Source organism: Undibacterium sp. TJN19, from assembly GCF_049339485.1.
Taxonomy (GTDB): domain Bacteria; phylum Pseudomonadota; class Gammaproteobacteria; order Burkholderiales; family Burkholderiaceae_D; genus Undibacterium.
In genome coordinates this window covers 146,989-166,481 of record NZ_JBMPPL010000009.1, presented here as the reverse complement: position 1 = coordinate 166,481, position 19,493 = coordinate 146,989, and the positions used below count along the sequence as shown (strand labels likewise).

Sequence of the window (19,493 nt, the reverse complement as noted above, 5' to 3'; positions counted from 1 at the left end):
TTCTGCGTCCTATTACAAACTCATCTCCAGCACCTGGCGGCTGACATCTAGTGTCACGTCGCGCTTTTCACCCAATTTGATCATGCTGTGGGTTTGCAGTGCCGACAGGATGGGTTCGATATCCGTACTGCTTAACTGATAATCGCCCAGGCGGGTTTTAACACCCATTTGCTCAAAATAATCCTGTGTGCGACTGATGGCAGCTTCGATGCGGCTGTCTTCATCTCCATCAACCAGTCCCCATACACGCTCGGCATATTGCAGGAGCTTGGCACGTTTGCCTTCCTTGCGTACGCGCAGCATGCTGGGCAAGACGATAGCCAGTGTTTGTGCATGGTCTATGCCATGCAGGGCAGTCAATTCATGGCCTATCATATGCGTCGCCCAGTCCTGTGGTACGCCGGTGGAAATCAGGCCATTCAAGGCCATGGTGGCACACCACATCAGGTTGGCACGTACATCATAATCTTCAGGATTGGCCAGCGCCTTGGGGCCTTCTTCTATCAATGTCAGCAACAGGCCTTCTGCAAAGCGATCCTGCACTGGTGAATTGACCGGATAGGTCATGTATTGTTCCATGACATGTACAAAGGCATCAACCGCGCCATTGCCAATCTGGCGGACTGGCAAGGTATAGGTCTTGGTAGGATCAAGCACTGAAAATACCGGGAAGCAGTGACGGCTTGAGAATGCCATTTTTGCCTTGATGGATTTGCGCGTAACAACGCCACCATTATTCATTTCCGAACCAGTGGCTGGCAGGGTCAGTACACTGCCAAAAGGCAGTGCTTTAGTCACATTGACACCGCGTTTTTCGAGTATGGCCCAAGGGTCACCCCCTTCAAACAGTGCGGCAGCCGCAATAAATTTGGTACCATCAATGACTGATCCGCCACCAACGGCCAGCAAGAAATCAATTTTGCTTTGCTTGATGACTTCTACTGCCTTCATCAGGGTTTCATAGCTTGGATTGGGTTCTATGCCAGTAAATTCGGTGACTGTACGTGACCCCAGTGCGGCAATGACTTCGTCAAAAACACCGTTTTGCTTGATGCTGCCGCCGCCATACAGCAAGAGCACATTGGCTTCTGCGGGAATGACTTTGTTCAGGTCGGCAATGCGGCCTTTGCCAAATAAAATCTGCGTAGGGTTATAAAAATCAAAATTCAGCATCGTTATTTCCTCCGGAAAAGAGACATCTTAGCGCAAATACAAACAATAGATCAGTCGTTCGTTTTTAAGCCGCCAGGAACAAGAAAACCGTTGGCTTTTTGTGAAAATCAGGTAGTTGCTGTTTGCTGACGCAGGCTTTCCATTCCGCCGCTGTTTTGGTCTGGATGGTTTCGGTGTTCAAGCTCAGATCAGTGGCGACGCAGATTAAACTGGCAGAATGGCAGTGACTGCTTAGCGCCTCCAGCATGGCAGCATTGCGGTACGGTGTTTCTATCAACAACTGGGTCTGCTTCTCTTTTCTAGACCGATCATCCAGTTCTTTTATGCGCTTGGCCCTGAGCGCCGCATCGGTTGGCAGGTATCCGTGAAAAGCAAAGCTCTGTCCATTCAGTCCGCTGGCCATTAGTGCGAGTAAAAGAGATGAGGGGCCAACCAGAGGGCGAACCTTGATAAGGCGCTGGTGCGCCAGCCTGACTAGGTTGGCGCCCGGGTCTGCCACGGCGGGCACGCCCGCCTCGGAAATCAAGCCCACATCATGGCCTTGCAGCAATGGTTGCAATAAACCTTCCAGTGCCTGGGCTGGAGTATTGATGTTTAATTCGGTGATGTGAATTTCTTGTATTGGTTTTTGCAAGGCGTGTTGCTGCCCCAGGAATTTCAGGTAGGCGCGTGTCGTCTTGGCATTTTCAGCGACAAAATGGCTGAGCTGTGCAGTCATTGCCTGGACAGTATCCGGTATGATGGACGCCAGCAAATTGCTGTGCTGATCGTCGTTCATGCCCAGGGTGTTAGGAATCAGGTAAAGCGTACCGGTCATGGTGGAGATTTCTCTATAATGTGTAATTAATCTGTCATTCTTGTCTGCGGTCTTTGAAGCGCGCGCGGCTTAACAAAAAGTTTCAACAAGAAGTTTATAGCTTGAAAAAGCGCATGCCGACATTTCTCAGCATGCCTGTCAGCGCAATCAGGGGCAGGCCAGTCAGTGCCGTAGGATCGTCGCTTTTGATGCTTTCTATGATTGCTATACCCAGACCTTCATTCTTGGCGCTGCCAGCACAATCATAGGGTTGTTCTATGTGCAAATAGGCATTCAGCTCGGCGTCACTCAGGTTCCTCATTTTTACCAGGGTTTTAATATTCTGGATTTGCAGGCGATTTTTTGCATCCTGGCGGTTGTCAAGCACACATAGTGCTGAGTGAAATGTCACTTCATGACCGCGCATGGTTTGTAATTGCCCAAGTGCGCTGGCGTGGTTGCCTGGCTTGCCAATTTGCAGGCCAAACAAGGTGGCCACCTGGTCTGAGCCTATGATAATGGCGTCGCCATGTGTGGCGGCAATTGCTTCGGCTTTTTGTTGCGCCAGCCTTAATGCTGTTTCATCCGGGCTTTCGCTGAGGTGTGGTGTTTCATCGATTTCCGGCGCGATACTTTCGAAAGGTAATTGCAGTCTTCCCAGTAATTCGCGGCGGTAAACCGAGCTGGACGCCAGAATAAGCCTGACATCGGCATTGTTTATTTGCATTTTGAAAATATTTATTGGAATTTGTAGAGGGTATGCGTGAAAAAACGTGGCAATTCTTTGACTAATAAGGTGCAATCCTGTTATTATCGCAGGTTTTCTGGGTTCAAATAATCCTATGCAAGCTTTTGTGATTGATGCTTTCACGTTTTCTCGGCTCGAAGAGCAGCGTTCGGGAAGTTTATTGGTTGCAGATCTGCCCCGTCTTTCTGCGGAAAGTGCAAACACCGATGGTGCTTTGGACTGGTCTCTGACAGGCGGTAAAGATGCATCTGGACATGCGCAGCTGGTGTTGACTGTGGATGGTTCAGTGCAGTTGATGTGTCAGCGTTGCCTGACACCGTTTGCATTTGACATTGACTCTGAGTCTGTATTGATACTCGCCAAGGATGAAGAAAATGCCGATGAAATTGAAGCTTTTCTTGATAATGACGAGATCGATGTTGTAGTAGGTAGCAAAACATTCAATATCATGGATTTGATCGAGGATGAGGCGCTACTGGCAATACCCCAATCGCCCAAACATGCAGTATGCCCGGATGTATCGTTGGCTTCAGCAGATACTACTGCAGCGATAGAAGTGGAAGTCGGCAAGAAAGAATCACCTTTTGCCGTGCTGAAGAAAATTAATGGGCGTACCTAGTGGCATTATTCTGAAAAAACACTCAGGTCGAAGTATTGTTAGGGATTCTTGGTTGCAGATGTTTGTACTCTTCAATCAAGTGTGTTAAATTTTTAGAAACATTTTTTGAAGTATTAGGAGTTATCATGGCAGTTCAGCAAAACAAAAAGTCCCCATCCAAGCGTGGCATGCACCGTTCCCACGATTTCCTGGTTGCACCGCAACTGGGTATCGAGCCAACAACTGGTGAAACACATATGCGTCACCACATCAGCCCTAACGGCTTTTACCGTGGTCGTAAAGTATTGAAAACCAAGAACGACGAGTAATCCCTGTCCTTGGTAAAAGAAGCGGCGTAACGAGTTTTTGACTTGGCGCCGCTTTTTTTGCGTTAACTTTTGACTTCTTTCGCTTGCCTGACCATCGGATCGATGGCGACGTTGAGAAGTCTTTGTATCCTGAACGTGCATTCTGGTTCGTTCAAATAAATTCAGCCCTGGAGAAAATGCTTGCCTGACTCGTGCCAAGCCTTGAAGGGTGTGAGCAGTTGCTGGAAATTTGGGAAAATATTCCCAAATCTTGGAAATTAATTCGGGATGACTGCTGTCTCGATTTGATACACTAGCTGTTTCGGATTGAAGTTTCGTATCAATACATGACAATAAAAATTTCCATAGACTGCATGGGCGGAGATCACGGTCCGGCAGTTACCGTGGCGGCGGCAGTAGCTTTTGCAAACCGTGAGCCAGATGTTGAATTTCTCCTGGTTGGCGCTGAAGCAATCATTCAGGCTGAGCTGAAGAAAAATCACGCCAGCAATCACGCACGCTTAAAAATCATCAATGCTACCGAAGTAGTGGAGATGGATGATCCTATAGAAATTGCCTTGCGCCGCAAAAAAGATTCTTCCATGCGGATTGCCTTGAACCAGGTGAAGGATGGCAGTGCACAGGCCTGTGTTTCTGCTGGTAATACTGGTGCACTGATGGCGGTTTCGCGCTATGTGCTGAAAACCATGCAGGGTGTGGACCGCCCGGCAATTTGCAGCATACTTCCCAATCAGAAAAACCTGCCAACTTATATGCTTGACCTGGGTGCAAACGTGGATTGTGAGCCTTTGCATCTGCATCAGTTTGCCATCATGGGGTCAGCCCTGGTGTCGGCACTGGAAGGCAAGGACAAGCCCAGTATCGGCTTGCTCAATGTTGGTGAGGAAGATATCAAGGGAAATGATGTCGTTAAGAAAACGGCGCAATTGCTGCGTGCCGACCATGAGCGGGGCTTGCTGAATTTCTATGGCAATGTCGAGGGTAATGATATTTTTGAAGGAACCACCGACATTGTGGTCTGTGATGGCTTCGTTGGTAATGTGACCTTAAAGGCAGCTGAAGGCATGGGGCGTTTCGTCAAGATTACTTTGACGGCTGCGTTCAAGAGCAATCCTTTAAATATCCTGGGTGCCATTTTGGCGCGCGGTGCCTTGAAGTCTATTTCGCGCACCATGAATCCCTCCAATTACAATGGCGGCAGTCTGCTCGGTCTGCGTGGTCTTGTTTTCAAGAGCCATGGCAGTGCTGACAAATACAGTTATGAATGGGCAATACAGCGCGCTTTTGACGCGGCCAAGAATGATGTATTGTCGAGAATTTCGACCTCGATGGCAAAATTGATGCCAGTCGCAGAGCCGGTCGTCCCAGATAACAACGAACTATTGGTACAGAAAACCGCATGACTTTCTTTAGCAAAATTATCGGTACAGGCAGCTATCTGCCTCCCAAAAAAGTAAGCAATCAGGAATTGACCGAACAACTGGCAGCAAAAGGAATTGAAACTTCCGATGAGTGGATATTCTCGCGTAGCGGGATCTCATATCGCCACTATGCTGAGCCTCATGTGACTTCCAGTGATATGGCGGTTGAGGCAGCAAAGTGCGCGCTGGATGCCGCAAAAATGCAGGCAAATGATATTGATCTGATCATATTGGCAACTTCCACGCCGGATTTTTTAGGCGGGTTTCCCAGTACGGCTTGCGTGGTGCAAAACAAACTGGGCATCACCAATGGTGCCGCTGCCGTGGACGTGCAGGCAGTTTGCAGCGGCTTCATGTATGCCATGTCGATTGCTGACAGCATGATCAAGTCTGGCAGTCATAAAAATGTGCTGGTGATTGGTGCCGAAGTATTCTCCCGGATTTTGAATTTTGAGGACCGTACCACCTGCGTATTGTTTGGTGATGGTGCCGGTGCCATTGTCATGTCACGCTCAGCCGAGCCAGGTGTGCTGGCGACCAAGCTGCATGCAGATGGCAGCTACGCCAATATTCTGTGCGTGCCAGGCAATGTGCAAAGCGGTGTGGTCGAAGGCAGTGCATTCTTGTACATGGACGGGCAGGCAGTCTTTAAACTGGCTGTCAATTTGCTGGAAAAAGTCGCCAACGAGGCATTGGAAATTGCCGGCCTGACGACGGATCAGATTGACTGGCTGATACCGCATCAGGCCAATATTCGCATTATGCAGAGTACTGCGAAGAAAATGCGCATGCCCATGGACAAAGTGGTGGTCACGGTAGATCAGCATGGCAATACCTCCGCAGCATCCATCCCCCTGGCACTTGATCTTGCTGTTCGTGATGGTCGTGTTCAGCCAGGTCATACGGTCATGCTGGAAGGTGTTGGTGGTGGCTTTACCTGGGGTGCTGCCATTGTAAAGATGTAAGTAGTAAGTAATAAGTAGCGCCGCAATGAAAATTAAACCAATAAGAGATATAGATTGATATGACGCAATTTGCTTTTGTTTTTCCAGGTCAGGGCTCTCAGGCCATTGGTATGTTGAATGGTTTTGCTGATAATGCAGTAGTGCAACAAACCATTGCCGAGGCCTCTGAGGCTTTGCAGCTTGATCTGGGCAAGATGATTAATGAAGGCCCCAAAGAAGCGCTGGACCTGACGACCAACACCCAGCCTGTCATGCTGACGGCAGCTGTCGCTACTTATCGCGCATGGATCGCTGCCGGTGGTGCCGTTCCAAAAGCGGTGGCCGGACATAGTCTGGGTGAGTACTCGGCGCTGGTTGCTGCTGGCGTCATCGCATTCAAGGATGCCGTGCCCATGGTGCGCTTTCGCGCGCAGGCCATGCAGGATGCAGTGCCGGTAGGGCAGGGCGGTATGGCGGCTATTTTGGGTCTGTCAGATGAAGATGTAAAAGCAGTCTGTGCTGAAGCACAGTCTGCCGTGCCGGGTGAAGTGGTTGAGGCCGTGAATTTCAATGCGCCTGCACAAGTCGTGATCGCTGGTAGCAAGGCAGCAGTAGAGCGTGCCTGCGAAATTGCCAAGGCAAAAGGGGCAAAACGCGCCTTGCCTTTGGCTGTGTCTGCACCTTTTCATTCTTCCTTGTTAAAGCCGGCTTCGGATAAATTACGCGATTATCTTGCTGACATCACTTTTTCAGTGCCCACGGTGACTCTGATCAATAACGTTGACGTTGCAGTTGCTGTGACGCCTGATTCAATCAGGGATGCGTTGGTCAGGCAAGCTGCCAGCCCGGTACGCTGGGTGGAAACCATCAATAAAATGCATGCCGATGGCATTTCGCACGTGGTCGAATGCGGACCAGGCAAAGTGTTGGCAGGATTGACCAAGCGTATTCAGCCAGAATTGATTGGTGATGCGGTGTTTGATCAGGCAAGTTTGGAAAAAGTATTGGAATTATTAAAATGACACAACAATTGGAAAATCAAATCGCTTTAGTAACTGGAGCGTCACGTGGTATTGGCAAGGCAATTGCCGTTGGTCTGGCAAAGGCGGGCGCTAAAGTCATAGGAACAGCGACGACCGAGTCTGGTGCTGCTGCGATCTCCGCTTATCTGGAAGAAGTTGCGCCAGGTGCTGGCAAGGGTCTGGTTTTCAATGTTAATGATGTTGAGCGCACAGCCAGCCTGGTGGATGAAATTCAGAAAGAATTTGGTGGCTTGTCCATTTTGGTGAATAACGCCGGCATTACCCAGGATCAACTGGCAATGCGCATGAAAGAAGAAGAGTGGGATAACGTCATTTCCACCAACCTGACTTCAGTGGCACGTTTATCGCGTGCAGTCTTGCGCGGCATGATGAAGGCCAAGCAAGGCCGCATCATTAATATTACTTCGGTAGTCGGTTCGTCTGGTAATCCTGGGCAAATGAACTATGCTGCTGCGAAAGCTGGTGTGGCTGGCATGAGTCGTGCATTAGCCAGAGAGATAGGTAGTCGCAATATCACCGTTAATTGCATTGCCCCAGGTTTTATCGATACGGATATGACCCGCGCATTGACTGAAGAGCAAAAAGCTGCGATTTTGCAGCAAATTCCGCTTGCAAAATTGGGACGCCCGGAAGATATTGCAGCTGCAACCGTGTTTTTGGCATCGCCAGATGCAGGATATATTACTGGCACCACCCTCCATGTAAATGGCGGGATGTATTTGGCGTAATCATTTTGTTGATTTTTGTTGGCAACTTCGCAGAAAATAGCCGGAGTTGCTGCTGAAGATTGAGGGCTTGCTTTTTTTGCTCACAAACCTGCTAAAATGCGCGCACTTTCTGTAGGCCCTTATTTTTTTGATTTTTTCACTGGAGATACAAATGTCCGATATCGAACAACGCGTTAAGAAAATCGTCGCTGAACAACTGGGCGTCGCTGAAGCTGACATCAAAATCGAATCTTCTTTCGTTGATGATTTGGGTGCAGATTCCCTGGACACCGTTGAACTGGTGATGGCACTCGAAGACGAATTCGAAATGGAAATCCCTGACGAACAAGCTGAGAAAATCACTACTGTTCAACAAGCGATTGACTACGCTAAAGCCCATCTCAAGGCTTAATAGTCGAATTTTTTAAAATTCAGGAGAAACGCTTGAGTCGTTCGCTTAAACGTCGAGTCGTCGTTACCGGGCTGGGCTGCATTTCGCCGGTCGGCAATAATATTGCAGATACCTGGAGTGCCATCACCTCAGGCAAATCTGGAATTGCAACGATTACTAAATTTGATGCAACTCCCTTTACCACGCATTTTGCTGGCGAAGTGAAAGGCTTCAATGTCGAGGAATATCTTCCGGCAAAAGAAGCGCGCAATATGGATACTTTCATCCACTTCGGCATTGCCGCAGGGATGCAGGCGTTCCAGGATTGTGGCCTTGCTGTCACTGAAGAGAACGCAGACCGTATCGGCGTCATCGTTGGTTCTGGTATAGGTGGCTTGCCATTAATCGAAGATACCAAACAGACTCTGATCGAGCGTGGGCCACGCCGGATTAGTCCATTCTTCGTGCCAGCATCCATCATCAACATGATTTCCGGCAACCTGTCGATCAAGTACGGACTGAAAGGTCCCAATCTGGCTATCGTGACTGCCTGTACGACAGGTTTGCATTGCATAGGTACAGCGGCACGCATGATCGTTTATGGTGATGCCGATGTCATGATCGCAGGTGGTTCTGAGTCAACGATTTCTCCTCTGGGTTTGGGTGGTTTTGCCTCAGCGCGTGCACTTTCTACCAGAAATGATGATCCGGCGACGGCTTCTCGCCCATGGGATAAAGACCGCGATGGTTTTGTCCTCGGTGAAGGTGCCGGTGTCATGGTGCTGGAAGAGTATGAACATGCCAAGGCGCGTGGCGCAAAAATTTATGCTGAAGTCATTGGCTTTGGTATGAGCGGCGATGCTTATCACATCACTTCTCCAACCATGGACGGCCCGCGTCGCAGCATGATCAATGCGATGAAAGATGCCGGCATCAATCCTGAGCAAATTTCTTACCTGAACGCGCACGGGACATCGACTGGCATAGGCGATAAAAACGAAACCGACGCGATCAAGGCAACCTTTGCTGACCACGCCTACAAAATTACCGTGAATTCGACCAAGTCGATGACAGGCCATCTTTTGGGTGGTGCTGGTGGCCTGGAATCTGTCTTTACTGTACTGGCGATGCATAACCAGATATCGCCACCGACGATGAATATCATTAATCAGGACCCTGAATGCGATCTTGATTATTGTGCGAATATGGCGCGTGATATGAAAATCGATTATGCAATGAAAAATTCGTTCGGTTTTGGTGGAACGAATGGTACTTTGATATTTGCAAAAATCTAATTCGTAAAAAATTAGCCTTGGCACTTCGTTTCGCTGGAAATGAAGTGCCATTTTTTTTGCCGCCATGACTATTGCACTTTTAGTTGAGCCCAAGCCATCCCGCCTGCTGCTTGCCAGTTGTCTGAGCATGCTGATTCTTGCACACCTCAGCTTGTTTTTGCTCATGCAAGCGGTCAGTATCCCGGTCTATTTGAAAATTACCCTCCTGCTTATCTCGCTGGGTGCCAGCGTGTGGCAGATGGCGCGCTGGTGGGCTGCGTCAGAGAGCATGCGCTTGAGCATATCTGACGCCGGGGTCATGGCATTACACTGGCAAAATGAAGCAGAGGAGCAATCCAGCAACCTGACAGTGAGATTGAGCGCCAAAAGCTGCTTGTGGCCGCAGTTATTGTCGCTTTTTTTGATTGATGAAGATGACAGGGAACATAAGTTGCTTATACTTCCAGATTCACTGGATCCTGCTGCTTTTCGCGCACTCAGGGTAAGCTTGATGTGGATTAGTCAACATAAACAGAAGTGAAATGAAATGTTACTTCTGTTAAGGAACTTTTTTTAATAATGCGGACTCTGATGGGGTATAAATCGCGTATGTTGACGGTAATAACATGCATTTCGGGCTGGCATCAGCCTGGTCATGCAAATATAGGAATAAATGAGTGACGACAGAACGCGAAATTGATCAGCTATTGGTTGAGCGCGTCCAGCGTGGTGACAAAAAAGCATTCGAGCTTCTGGTTTCCAAATATCAAAGGAAATTAATGCGGCTCGTGTCCCGGCTCGTCTATGACCATGCCGAAGCAGAAGATGTCGTGCAAGAAGCGTTTATCAAGGCTTACCGGGCCTTGCCGAATTTTCGTGGTGAGTCCGCGTTTTACACCTGGCTGTATCGTATTGGTGTCAATACCGCGAAAAACCACCTGGTGACACAAGGGCGCAGGGCGCCTACATCAACCGATGCCGATGTCGAAGAAGCAGAAACTTTTGTCGATGCAGAGGGACTAAGGGATATCAATACGCCAGAATCTTTGCTGGCTAGTAAGCAAATTGCCGAAACAGTTAATTTTGCCATGTCGACGTTGCCAGAAGAATTGCGCAATGCGATTACCTTGCGCGAGATTGAAGGGTTAAGTTACGACGAGATAGCTGAAGTGATGTTATGCCCGATAGGCACTGTTCGCAGCCGTATATTCAGGGCGCGTGAGGCGATTGCAGATAAATTAAGGCCATTGCTTGGTACGACGCTGGAACAACGCTGGTAGCCAATCGCAGGGCAGGCAAATATTGCAGTAATAATGAATTCGAAAAGTAGTAAAAAGGTGAAAATCATGAACAAAAGCGCAAATCAACACGAGAGTATCTCAGCCATGGCTGACGGCGAGCTAAGCGATGCTCAACTGGATTCTTTGCTTGCGAGCTTAAATGACGCTGAAAGCAAGGATGCATGGGAAATTTATCACCAGATTGGTGATGTCTTGCGTTCAGATGAACTGGCGATTACTTTCAGCGCAGATTTTTCAAAGAAATTCTCTGAAAAACTGGATGCCGAGCCCGTTATTCTCGCGCCCAAAGCCTCGGTAAATACCAGGAAGCCTGAAAATGAAAGAAAACAGAAATTTTTAGGTTCCTATGTGGCAGTGGCAAGCGCTGCTGCGGCAGCTGTCTTTGCCTTTTTATTGGCCCCCCAGTTGCAAATATTCCAGGCCAATTCAGGCGCACCGGTACAATTGAGCAGCAAGGCAGCACCTGCCAGCAATGTGCAACTCGCTTCCCATTCAGATGGCGCGCCACTGACTACGCTGGCAGTGAACAGCCAGGGCACGCCTGAGCATAGCGCGCAAGCCGGTGAGAAAGTCGCCACAGAGTCGCCCGATATGTTGCGTGACCCCAGAATAGACAGTTATTTGTTAGCCCATCAGCGTTTTTCTCCAGCCATCAATAGTGGCGCGCCCTATGTGACGCGCGCCAATGCAGTGTCGTCTGCCTCGGAAAAATAAATATGATGTGCTTGTTGCGTATGAATATCGCAGTGGCGGGCCTGGTTGTCATTGGCACTTCATTGTCGCCCACGTTTGCGCAGGACGCGCCGGACGACAAGCGGGAAGTTCACGGGATTTTGCGAAAAATCCAGTCTTCGGCTCAGAAACTGAATTACTCGGGTACATTCGTTTATCAGCAGGCCAGCCAGATCCGCACTTCGAGAATTACCCATGTTGTTGACGGTAATGGCGAACTGGAAAAACTGGAAATCCTTGATGGGCAACCAAGGGAATATCTGCGCAAAAATGACGAAGTAACCTGTTATCTGCCAGAGAGCAAGACTTTGCAGATAGAAAAAAATGTAACGCAAGAAGTCTTTCCTGCATTATTGACAGCGAATGCCCAGTCACTGCCACAATCGTACGCAATCAAAAAAGCAGATGTCAGCAGGGTTGCCGGCATCGATTGCCAGACCTATCTGCTTGATCCGCGTGATAATTCCCGTTATGGATATCGTCTTTGTGTAGAAAAAAATTCTGGTCTGTTACTGCGCGCACAGACTGTCAACACCAAAAATGAGGTAATAGAGCAGATTGCATTTACCCAATTGACTATCGGCGATATCGACAAACAAAAAGTTAAATCAAGTTTTCAAAATACTGCCCAATGGCATGTTGAAAATCTGACGGTGCAGTCCAATATCAATTCTGGCTGGATAGTGAAATCGCTGCCTGCCGGATTCCGGAAGATGCGTGAAATGAAGCGCCTGATACCCGCTTCGGAAGCTGTCAAAAACAGCGATGGAAGCCCGGTCAAGGCGCATCAGGTCATACAAATGATCTTCTCTGATGGATTGGCAGCAATTTCAGTATTTATTGAGCCGGATAGCGATAACCGCACGGAAGGCAGTTTGCAGCAGGGTGCGATGACCATCATGGGTAAGCGCCAGGCAGAATTCTGGCTGACGGTCGTGGGCGAAGTGCCCGTGACGGCCATCCGGCAAGTAATGAACTCAATTGAATTTAAACCTAAATAAGCGAACGACACCATGAAAGCGAACACACTTTTTCCCTTAGAAAAAATTGCTTCTACCCTGGTACTCAGTGCCTGTGTGGGTTTTATAGCGCCGACTACAATCAATGCCAACCCTGTTGCAGAAGCAGCGCAGATTGCAGGTTTGCCAGATTTTACTGAACTGGTCGAAAAATCCGGCCCTGCTGTTGTGAATATCCGTACAACAGAAAAAGTCCAGGCGGGTCAAAGTAATGCGAATGGCATAGATGATGAACAGATGCAGGAGTTCTTCCGTCGCTTCTTCGGCACACCTGCACCAACGCCAACACCAAAACAGCAACCCACACCCAAAGGCCGCAAGCAAGTGCCACAGCAGGAAGAGGAAGTTCCCCGTGGCGTAGGTTCTGGCTTCATCATCTCGCCAGACGGTTTTATCCTGACCAATGCGCATGTGGTTGAGGGGGCGTCAGAGGTTTATGTCAAACTGACCGACAAGCGCGAGTTTAAAGCCAAGGTGATTGGTGCGGATGCACGCACTGACGTGGCCGTGTTGAAAATCGACGGCAGCAAACTGCCGCGCGTCACCATTGGTGACTCCGCAAAAATCAAGGCTGGTGAATGGGTCATAGCAATCGGCTCACCCTTTGATCTGGACAACACTGTCACAGCAGGTATTATTTCTGCCAAGGCACGTGATACCGGCGATTATCTGCCATTGATACAAACTGACGTGGCAGTTAATCCAGGTAACTCTGGTGGCCCCCTGATCAACATGCGTGGTGAAGTCATTGGTGTCAATTCCCAGATATACAGTCGTTCTGGCGGCTATATGGGTATCTCTTTTGCGATTCCCATTGATGAAGCGATGCGTGTCGTTGACCAATTAAAATCTGCAGGTAAAGTGGTTCGTGGCTACCTTGGTGTAGAGCGCATCGATGTGCCAAAAGAAGTGGCCGAAGGTCTGGGCTTGCCAAAAGCACAGGGTGCCTTGATACAGCGTGTCATGCCGGGTTCGCCAGCTGAAAAAGCAGGTGTGGAAGTTGGTGATGTCATTCAGAAAGTTAATGGCACCATCGTTGAAAAAGCGGTCGACTTGAATCGCATCGTCGGTGATATCAAACCAGGCGGTAAGGCAACTGTGACAGTCTGGCGCAAAGGCGGTGCAAAAGACATCACCATTACCGTTGCTGAAGCTGATGCAGAAAAAACACCGGCAAAAAGCACCAAGCAAAAAGCCGAACCTTCGGTGAATGTGTTTGGTCTGTCGGTAGGCGACCTGAGTGATGCGCAAAAACGTGATTCCCATGTGACTGCCGGTGTCGTCATCGAAAATGCTGAGGGCGGCGCTGCACGTGCAGGTTTGCAGGCTGGCGATATCATTACCCGTATCAATAATACGGATATTAAAGATGCCAAAGAGTTTGCTGCTGTCATGGCAAAAGTGGATACCAAAAAACCAGTTTTGCTGCTGGCAAAACGCGGCGAGGTTTCAAAATTTGTCGCGGTACGTCCTACCAGCCAATAAGCTGTTCATGTAGTTGCAGCAAAGGCCACCATCATCTGGTGGCCTTTTTTATTTCTGGCCCGTGATCGTCTGAGCTTGCATGGACTTATAATGCCGGTACTGGAATAGCCATTACGATGGGCAAGATAATGATTCAATTTACACTATATTCGCGCAGCTATTGCCATCTTTGCGATGACATGCTTGAGCAATTGCAAGCTTATAGTCCCGAATACGGATTTACGGTCAATGTCGTCGATATCGACAAGGATGATGAATTGCTGGCCACTTATGATGAACTGGTGCCTGTACTTGTCGGCCAAAAAGAAGCGCAAAACCAGCAGCGCATTTGTCACTACTACCTTGATCCTGCTGCACTGAAAGCGTTTTTCCATGCGTGATACAACACCGAGTTTGTCCCTGTTCGATTATGAGGGAGAGTTGATCTGTGGCGTAGACGAAGCTGGTCGCGGCCCGCTGGCAGGGCCAGTCATGGCTGCTGCTGTCATACTTGACCCTTTGCATCCGATAGCTGGATTGAGGGATTCAAAAAAACTGAGTGAGCAAAAGCGCGAGCAACTGGCTATCGAAATCAAACAGCACGCGCTGGCGTGGTGCATTGCCGAATGTTCAGAGCAGGAAATCGATGAGCTCAATATCTTGCAGGCCACCATGCTGGCAATGCGTCGCGCCGTAGAGGGATTGTCGGTACAGCCGACCCTGGCATTGATCGATGGCAACCGTTGCCCCGTCATGGCAGTGCGTTCAGAAGCCATCGTCAAAGGTGACGACAAGGTGGCGGCTATTTCTGCCGCTTCCATCCTAGCGAAAACTGCACGCGACCATGCATTGATGCAATTGCATGTTGAATATCCTCAATATGCACTGGATCAGCATAAGGGGTATCCCACCGCGCTACATCTTGAACGACTGCGTGAACATGGCGTTTCGCCTATACACAGAAAATCTTATGCGCCTGTGAAAGCTTTACTGACTTAAATGAAATCGATTACTTCACGCGACAATCCGCTCTATAAAGAAATCAAGCAACTGGCGACCAGTTCGCAAGCCAGGCGCAAGGCTGGCCGCACCTTACTCGATGGCGTGCATTTATGCGAAGCTTATTTCCAGCATCGGAGTGCCCCACAGTATTGTGTTGTTGCCGAAGGAAGCCTGCAACACCATGAAATTACAGCCATTCTGGCGAAAAGCGAACAAGAAGGCGTGCAATGTATCTGCTTGCCGGATGCCTTGTACAATGCCATCAGCCAGGTTGAACACGGTGTTGGCCTGATGTTCGTGATCGCCACACCTGCGCCTGCATTTCCTGTTGCAGTGACTGCCTCTTCTGTCGTGCTCGATAATCTGCAAGACCCCGGCAACCTGGGATCTATCTTGCGCAGTGCAGCGGCAGCCGGCATACAGAATGTATTTTGCAGCCCGGGCACAGCGTTCGCATGGGCACCCAAAGTCATGCGGGCTGGCATGGGTGCGCATTTCTTGCTGAATATTTTTGAAAATATCGATTTACACGTCTTATTGCAAACAGCCAAAATCCCCGTGCTGGCGACCAGTTCGCATGCCAGAGAAAGCATTTACCAGGCTGATCTGAACCAGCCTGTCATCTGGCTGTTTGGTCATGAAGGACAGGGTGTTGCGCCTGAGTTGATGGCCCTGGCCAGCAAAACCGTGACCATACCGCAGCAGGCCGCGATCGAATCATTAAATGTGGCGGCCAGTGCAGCCATCTGTTTCTTTGAGCAGGTGCGCCAGCAGTTAGACTGATGACATGGAAGATGGCATGCATGCCATTTTCCAGTTAATGGTCAGTCATGCTGGGACGCTGAAACCTTAATACACGCGCACGTCAGATTTAATTTCCTGCAAGATCGTCGTCGAAATCTCTTCTATGGACTTGGTTGTTGATGACAGCCAGCGTATGCCTTCACGTTTCATCATCAGCTCTGCCTCGTTGACCTCATAACGGCAATTTTCCAGTGAAGCATATTTGCTGCCAGGACGGCGCTCGTTACGAATTTCGCACAAACGTTCGGGGGCAATACTCAAACCGAATATCTTGCCTTTGAATTCCGGCAGGGCAGAAGGCAGTTTGCCGCGTTCAAAGTCGTCTGGTATCAGCGGATAATTGGCAGCCTTAATACCGTATTGCATGGCCAGATACAGACTGGTGGGTGTTTTACCGGAACGGGACACACCAACCAGTATCACATCTGCCGTCGATAAATTTTTGTTGGACTGACCATCATCATGCGCAAGCGAGAAATTGATTGCCTCAATACGATTCTTGTATTCTTCAGAATCCGTAATATTATGACTACGCCCTATGGTATGGGTGGACTTGATACCCAATTCCTGTTCCAGGGGGGAAACAAAAGTCTGTATCAAATCCATATGCAAACCCTTGGATTTGAAAACGACACCAGCCAGGTCTACTTTTACCAGTGTAGAAAACACGATGGGGCGATTGCCTTCAGCCGTATAAGCTTCATTAATCCTGCGTACAGCGTCATGAGCTTTTTCCAGCGTATCAATAAAAGGCAGGCGAATTTGCTTGAATTTCAGGTCAAACTGGGTCAACACTGAATGACCAAAGGTTTCAGCTGTAATGCCCGTACCGTCAGAAACAAAAAATACCGTGCGGTTTGCCGGTGGCCGGGGCTGCTGAGGGGTATCTGACATGGTGATTTTGATATGGTTAATTAAATAGGCGAATCAAGTATATTTGTAAATAATGGAAACAAAAAAGACGGCAAATTCTCATTTCCTTGAGAAAATCTTGCAAGACACAATGTAAAATGCTGCAACAGCATGACCTATGTAGCTCACCTCAAGAATAACAAAAAAACAGTGGGATACGAAGCAGCACGGCGTTAAACAGCAAAGATTTCTTACCATCAAAAAGAGGTTGTTATGTCCAACGCAGCAAATACCGAAGCGACTTATGTCGCCTCGTTTGAGCATTTACGGATGACGGATGTTGAATCAGTCGGCGGAAAAAATGCATCATTAGGCGAAATGATCAGCCAGCTGGCCACTGCCGGTGTACGTGTGCCTGGTGGTTTTGCCACCACAGCACAGGCATTTCGTGATTTTTTGTCGTATAGCGAAAACGGGGGGCTGCCTTTGGCCCAGCGCATCGCTGACCGCCTGGCAGATTTGAATATTGACGATGTCAAGGAACTGGCAAAAGCTGGTGCCGAGATCCGTCAATGGATCATCGAGACACCTTTCCAGCCAAGACTGCTTAAAGAAATCGAAGATTTCTATAACAAACTGGTCGCCGATTCAACGGCAGAAATGTCGTTTGCCGTGCGTTCATCGGCAACGGCAGAAGATTTGCCGGATGCGTCCTTCGCGGGCCAGCAAGAGACATTTCTCAATGTCGTGGGCATCGACAACGTACTGGAAGCAATGAAGCATGTATTTGCCTCACTGTATAACGACAGGGCAATTTCTTATCGCGTGCATAAAGGTTTTACGCATGCTGAAGTGGCATTGTCTGCGGGCGTGCAACGCATGGTGCGTTCCGACCTGGGTGCCGCAGGCGTGATGTTTACGATCGATACTGAGTCCGGTTTCAAGGACGTGGTTTTTATCACTTCCAGCTATGGTCTGGGTGAAACAGTGGTACAGGGCGCGGTTAACCCGGATGAATTTTACGTGCACAAACCTATGCTGGAACTGGGTAAGTCTCCAGTTATCCGCCGCAATATCGGTTCCAAACTCATCAAGATGGAATTTACCGTTGAAGCAAAAGCAGGTCGCTCAGTAAAAACCGTGGACGTACCAGTTGAAATGCGTAATCGCTATTCGCTGGATGACACTGAAATTGTCGAGCTGGCCAAATACGCGACCATTATTGAAAAACACTATGGCCGCCCGATGGACATAGAGTGGGGTAAGGACGGCCGCGACGGCAAGCTGTATATCTTGCAGGCTCGCCCTGAAACCGTCAAATCCCAGCAAAAAGCTTCTGACGCGCAGCAGCGCTTCAAGCTGAAGGGCAGTGGCACTGTGCTGGCTTCTGGTCGGGCCATTGGCCAAAAAATCGGTGCCGGTCGTGTACGCGTTATCCATGACCCGTCTGAAATGGAAAGAGTACAACCTGGCGACGTGCTGGTGGCCGACATGACTGACCCTAACTGGGAACCGGTCATGAAGCGCGCTGCTGCCATTGTCACCAACCGTGGTGGCCGCACCTGTCATGCCGCCATTATTGCGCGTGAACTGGGTGTGCCAGCCGTCGTTGGTTGCGGCGATGCGACCGATATGCTCAAAGATGGCACCCTGGTTACAGTGTCCTGTGCGGAAGGTGATGAAGGCAAAATCTATGATGGCTTGCTGGAGACTGAAATCACCGAAGAGCTGCGCGGTGAATTACCAAAATTGCCGCTGAAAATCATGCTCAATGTTGGTAACCCACAGTTGGCCTTTGATTTTCAGTCCGTACCCAATGAAGGTGTTGGGCTGGCGCGCTTGGAATTCATTATCAATAACAATATCGGCGTCCATCCAAAAGCCATTCTGGAATATCCAAACATTGATGCAGATTTGAAAAAAGCCGTGGAATCCGTGGCCCGTGGCCATGCATCACCCAAGGCATTTTATATAGACAAATTGGCCGAAGGCATCGCCACGATTGCTGCGGCTTTCTGGCCCAAAAAAGTGATTGTCCGTTTGTCTGACTTCAAATCCAATGAGTATAAAAAACTGATTGGTGGTTCACGTTATGAGCCGGACGAAGAAAATCCTATGTTGGGTTTCCGTGGTGCTGCGCGTTACCTGGCACCGGACTTCGCCGAGTCTTTCGAAATGGAATGCCTGGCCATGAAACGCGTGCGCAACGACATGGGTCTGACCAATGTCGAGATCATGGTGCCTTTCGTGCGTACTTTGGGGCAGGCTGAGAAAGTCGTCAATTTGCTGGGTAAAAATGGCTTGAAACGTGGTGAAAACGGCTTGCGCCTGATCATGATGTGCGAAGTGCCATCGAATGCGATACTGGCAGAAGAATTCCTGCAATTCTTTGATGGTTTCTCTATCGGCTCGAACGACTTGACACAGCTCACGCTTGGTCTCGACAGGGATTCCGGCATGGAATTGCTGGCAACCGACTTTGATGAGCGTGACCCGGCAGTACGTGCTTTGCTGTCACGTGCCATCGCAGCTTGCCGCAAGCTCGATAAATATGTAGGCATCTGCGGTCAGGGGCCATCAGATCACCCGGACTTTGCTGAATGGCTGATGAAAGAAGGAATAGAGTCAATTTCCCTCAACCCTGATTCAGTGATTGATACCTGGCAAAAACTGGCGGCAGTTGCAAAATAAGCTGCTTGTGAACTGAAAAAGAAACGGGAATTGTTGAAAAGCAGTTCCCGTTTTTCTTGTTGGTGCGTTGCAACATGAATTTGTTTATTGCATCAAATCTTCTTGTATTTTCTAAAATTCGGACTAGACTACGGGTGTCGAAACAATAAGAAAAAGAAAATCAATACTTCACCAAAATTGCCGAGCAAGCCCTCTTTACCAAAA

The 19,493-nt window shown here is 49.0% G+C and carries 21 protein-coding genes; 17 read left to right on the top strand and 4 right to left on the bottom strand.

Annotated elements, in window-relative coordinates; all coding sequences use genetic code 11:
• Nucleotides 1-12: 12 nt before the first annotated feature.
• The 3 genes from ACO0LH_RS21725 to ACO0LH_RS21715 all read right to left on the bottom strand — a co-directional run bounded on the left by ACO0LH_RS21725 (nt 13) and on the right by ACO0LH_RS21715 (nt 2,696).
• Nucleotides 13-1,173, bottom strand: a complete 1,161-nt coding sequence (locus tag ACO0LH_RS21725; protein WP_422943222.1) for an iron-containing alcohol dehydrogenase — start codon at nt 1,171-1,173, stop codon at nt 13-15.
• Between the two features lie 64 nt (nt 1,174-1,237).
• A complete protein-coding gene (locus ACO0LH_RS21720) occupies nt 1,238-1,990 on the bottom strand; it encodes an SAM-dependent methyltransferase (RefSeq protein WP_422943221.1) in 753 nt (250 codons plus the stop codon).
• A gap of 94 nt (nt 1,991-2,084) precedes the next feature.
• Nucleotides 2,085-2,696 (bottom strand): Maf-like protein, encoded by a 612-nt coding sequence (locus tag ACO0LH_RS21715; protein WP_422943220.1) that lies wholly within the window; start codon nt 2,694-2,696, stop codon nt 2,085-2,087.
• 115 nt (nt 2,697-2,811) lie between these two features.
• Between ACO0LH_RS21715 and ACO0LH_RS21710 the strand changes: the two genes are divergently transcribed.
• From ACO0LH_RS21710 to ACO0LH_RS21635, 16 genes are all read left to right on the top strand, one after another.
• Nucleotides 2,812-3,336, top strand: coding sequence for a YceD family protein (locus ACO0LH_RS21710; protein ID WP_422943219.1), 525 nt, complete (start codon nt 2,812-2,814; stop codon nt 3,334-3,336).
• Between the two features lie 125 nt (nt 3,337-3,461).
• Nucleotides 3,462-3,644, top strand: coding sequence for a 50S ribosomal protein L32 (gene rpmF / locus ACO0LH_RS21705; RefSeq protein ID WP_186945318.1), 183 nt, complete (start codon nt 3,462-3,464; stop codon nt 3,642-3,644).
• 326 nt (nt 3,645-3,970) lie between these two features.
• Nucleotides 3,971-5,047, top strand: a complete 1,077-nt coding sequence (plsX, locus tag ACO0LH_RS21700; RefSeq protein WP_422943218.1) for a phosphate acyltransferase PlsX — start codon at nt 3,971-3,973, stop codon at nt 5,045-5,047.
• Entirely contained in the window at nt 5,044-6,030 is a 987-nt protein-coding gene (locus ACO0LH_RS21695; RefSeq protein ID WP_422943217.1) for a beta-ketoacyl-ACP synthase III, read from the top strand. Before plsX ends, ACO0LH_RS21695 begins: the two co-directional genes overlap by 4 nt.
• Nucleotides 6,031-6,089: 59 nt before the next feature.
• A complete protein-coding gene (gene fabD, locus ACO0LH_RS21690; RefSeq protein WP_422943216.1) occupies nt 6,090-7,031 on the top strand; it encodes an ACP S-malonyltransferase in 942 nt (313 codons plus the stop codon).
• Nucleotides 7,028-7,780: a 3-oxoacyl-ACP reductase FabG gene (fabG, locus tag ACO0LH_RS21685; protein ID WP_422943215.1), complete on the top strand. Its 753-nt coding sequence runs from the start codon at nt 7,028-7,030 to the stop codon at nt 7,778-7,780. The genes fabD and fabG overlap by 4 nt, the downstream gene beginning before the upstream one ends.
• A gap of 151 nt (nt 7,781-7,931) precedes the next feature.
• The gene (gene acpP, locus ACO0LH_RS21680) at nt 7,932-8,171 is read left to right on the top strand and encodes an acyl carrier protein (protein ID WP_110253556.1); all 240 of its coding nucleotides are present in this window, start codon (nt 7,932-7,934) and stop codon (nt 8,169-8,171) included.
• Nucleotides 8,172-8,203: 32 nt separating this feature from the next.
• Complete coding sequence (fabF, locus tag ACO0LH_RS21675; RefSeq protein WP_422943214.1) at nt 8,204-9,445, top strand: beta-ketoacyl-ACP synthase II; 1,242 nt, start codon at nt 8,204-8,206, stop codon at nt 9,443-9,445.
• A 64-nt stretch (nt 9,446-9,509) separates the two neighbouring features.
• Nucleotides 9,510-9,965, top strand: a complete 456-nt coding sequence (locus tag ACO0LH_RS21670; protein ID WP_422943213.1) for a protein YgfX — start codon at nt 9,510-9,512, stop codon at nt 9,963-9,965.
• A gap of 136 nt (nt 9,966-10,101) precedes the next feature.
• Complete coding sequence (rpoE, locus tag ACO0LH_RS21665) at nt 10,102-10,704, top strand: RNA polymerase sigma factor RpoE (protein WP_422943212.1); 603 nt, start codon at nt 10,102-10,104, stop codon at nt 10,702-10,704.
• Nucleotides 10,705-10,770: 66 nt separating this feature from the next.
• Entirely contained in the window at nt 10,771-11,439 is a 669-nt protein-coding gene (locus tag ACO0LH_RS21660) for a sigma-E factor negative regulatory protein (RefSeq protein WP_422943211.1), read from the top strand.
• A 2-nt stretch (nt 11,440-11,441) separates the two neighbouring features.
• Nucleotides 11,442-12,458, top strand: a complete 1,017-nt coding sequence (locus tag ACO0LH_RS21655; RefSeq protein WP_422943210.1) for a MucB/RseB C-terminal domain-containing protein — start codon at nt 11,442-11,444, stop codon at nt 12,456-12,458.
• Between the two features lie 12 nt (nt 12,459-12,470).
• A complete protein-coding gene (locus ACO0LH_RS21650) occupies nt 12,471-13,961 on the top strand; it encodes a DegQ family serine endoprotease (RefSeq protein WP_422943209.1) in 1,491 nt (496 codons plus the stop codon).
• A gap of 128 nt (nt 13,962-14,089) precedes the next feature.
• Complete coding sequence (locus ACO0LH_RS21645) at nt 14,090-14,341, top strand: glutaredoxin family protein (protein ID WP_422943208.1); 252 nt, start codon at nt 14,090-14,092, stop codon at nt 14,339-14,341.
• The gene (gene rnhB, locus ACO0LH_RS21640; RefSeq protein WP_422943207.1) at nt 14,334-14,939 is read left to right on the top strand and encodes a ribonuclease HII; all 606 of its coding nucleotides are present in this window, start codon (nt 14,334-14,336) and stop codon (nt 14,937-14,939) included. The genes ACO0LH_RS21645 and rnhB overlap by 8 nt, the downstream gene beginning before the upstream one ends.
• Nucleotides 14,940-15,725, top strand: coding sequence for a TrmH family RNA methyltransferase (locus tag ACO0LH_RS21635; protein ID WP_422943206.1), 786 nt, complete (start codon nt 14,940-14,942; stop codon nt 15,723-15,725). It abuts the gene before it with no gap.
• A gap of 66 nt (nt 15,726-15,791) precedes the next feature.
• On the opposite strand, the gene ppsR is transcribed toward ACO0LH_RS21635, so the two are convergent.
• Nucleotides 15,792-16,640 (bottom strand): posphoenolpyruvate synthetase regulatory kinase/phosphorylase PpsR, encoded by an 849-nt coding sequence (gene ppsR / locus ACO0LH_RS21630; protein WP_422943205.1) that lies wholly within the window; start codon nt 16,638-16,640, stop codon nt 15,792-15,794.
• A 231-nt stretch (nt 16,641-16,871) separates the two neighbouring features.
• Here ppsR and ppsA point away from each other — a divergent pair, with 231 nt between their 5' ends.
• On the top strand, nt 16,872-19,289 hold the full coding sequence (gene ppsA, locus ACO0LH_RS21625) for a phosphoenolpyruvate synthase (RefSeq protein ID WP_422943204.1): 2,418 nt from the start codon (nt 16,872-16,874) through the stop codon (nt 19,287-19,289).
• Nucleotides 19,290-19,493: the final 204 nt, after the last annotated feature.

Coding starts and splice junctions, on each gene's coding strand:
- ppsA (WP_422943204.1), top strand. CDS start 16,872: ATGTCCAACGCAGCAAATACCGAAGCGACTTATGTCGCCTCGTTTGAG.
- rpmF (WP_186945318.1), top strand. CDS start 3,462: ATGGCAGTTCAGCAAAACAAAAAGTCCCCATCCAAGCGTGGCATGCAC.
- plsX (WP_422943218.1), top strand. CDS start 3,971: ATGACAATAAAAATTTCCATAGACTGCATGGGCGGAGATCACGGTCCG.
- fabG (WP_422943215.1), top strand. CDS start 7,028: ATGACACAACAATTGGAAAATCAAATCGCTTTAGTAACTGGAGCGTCA.
- ppsR (WP_422943205.1), bottom strand. CDS start 16,640: ATGTCAGATACCCCTCAGCAGCCCCGGCCACCGGCAAACCGCACGGTA.
- ACO0LH_RS21725 (WP_422943222.1), bottom strand. CDS start 1,173: ATGCTGAATTTTGATTTTTATAACCCTACGCAGATTTTATTTGGCAAA.
- ACO0LH_RS21645 (WP_422943208.1), top strand. CDS start 14,090: ATGATTCAATTTACACTATATTCGCGCAGCTATTGCCATCTTTGCGAT.
- ACO0LH_RS21710 (WP_422943219.1), top strand. CDS start 2,812: ATGCAAGCTTTTGTGATTGATGCTTTCACGTTTTCTCGGCTCGAAGAG.
- ACO0LH_RS21695 (WP_422943217.1), top strand. CDS start 5,044: ATGACTTTCTTTAGCAAAATTATCGGTACAGGCAGCTATCTGCCTCCC.
- rnhB (WP_422943207.1), top strand. CDS start 14,334: ATGCGTGATACAACACCGAGTTTGTCCCTGTTCGATTATGAGGGAGAG.
- ACO0LH_RS21670 (WP_422943213.1), top strand. CDS start 9,510: ATGACTATTGCACTTTTAGTTGAGCCCAAGCCATCCCGCCTGCTGCTT.
- acpP (WP_110253556.1), top strand. CDS start 7,932: ATGTCCGATATCGAACAACGCGTTAAGAAAATCGTCGCTGAACAACTG.
- ACO0LH_RS21635 (WP_422943206.1), top strand. CDS start 14,940: ATGAAATCGATTACTTCACGCGACAATCCGCTCTATAAAGAAATCAAG.
- ACO0LH_RS21720 (WP_422943221.1), bottom strand. CDS start 1,990: ATGACCGGTACGCTTTACCTGATTCCTAACACCCTGGGCATGAACGAC.
- ACO0LH_RS21655 (WP_422943210.1), top strand. CDS start 11,442: ATGATGTGCTTGTTGCGTATGAATATCGCAGTGGCGGGCCTGGTTGTC.
- fabD (WP_422943216.1), top strand. CDS start 6,090: ATGACGCAATTTGCTTTTGTTTTTCCAGGTCAGGGCTCTCAGGCCATT.
- ACO0LH_RS21715 (WP_422943220.1), bottom strand. CDS start 2,696: ATGCAAATAAACAATGCCGATGTCAGGCTTATTCTGGCGTCCAGCTCG.
- ACO0LH_RS21660 (WP_422943211.1), top strand. CDS start 10,771: ATGAACAAAAGCGCAAATCAACACGAGAGTATCTCAGCCATGGCTGAC.
- ACO0LH_RS21650 (WP_422943209.1), top strand. CDS start 12,471: ATGAAAGCGAACACACTTTTTCCCTTAGAAAAAATTGCTTCTACCCTG.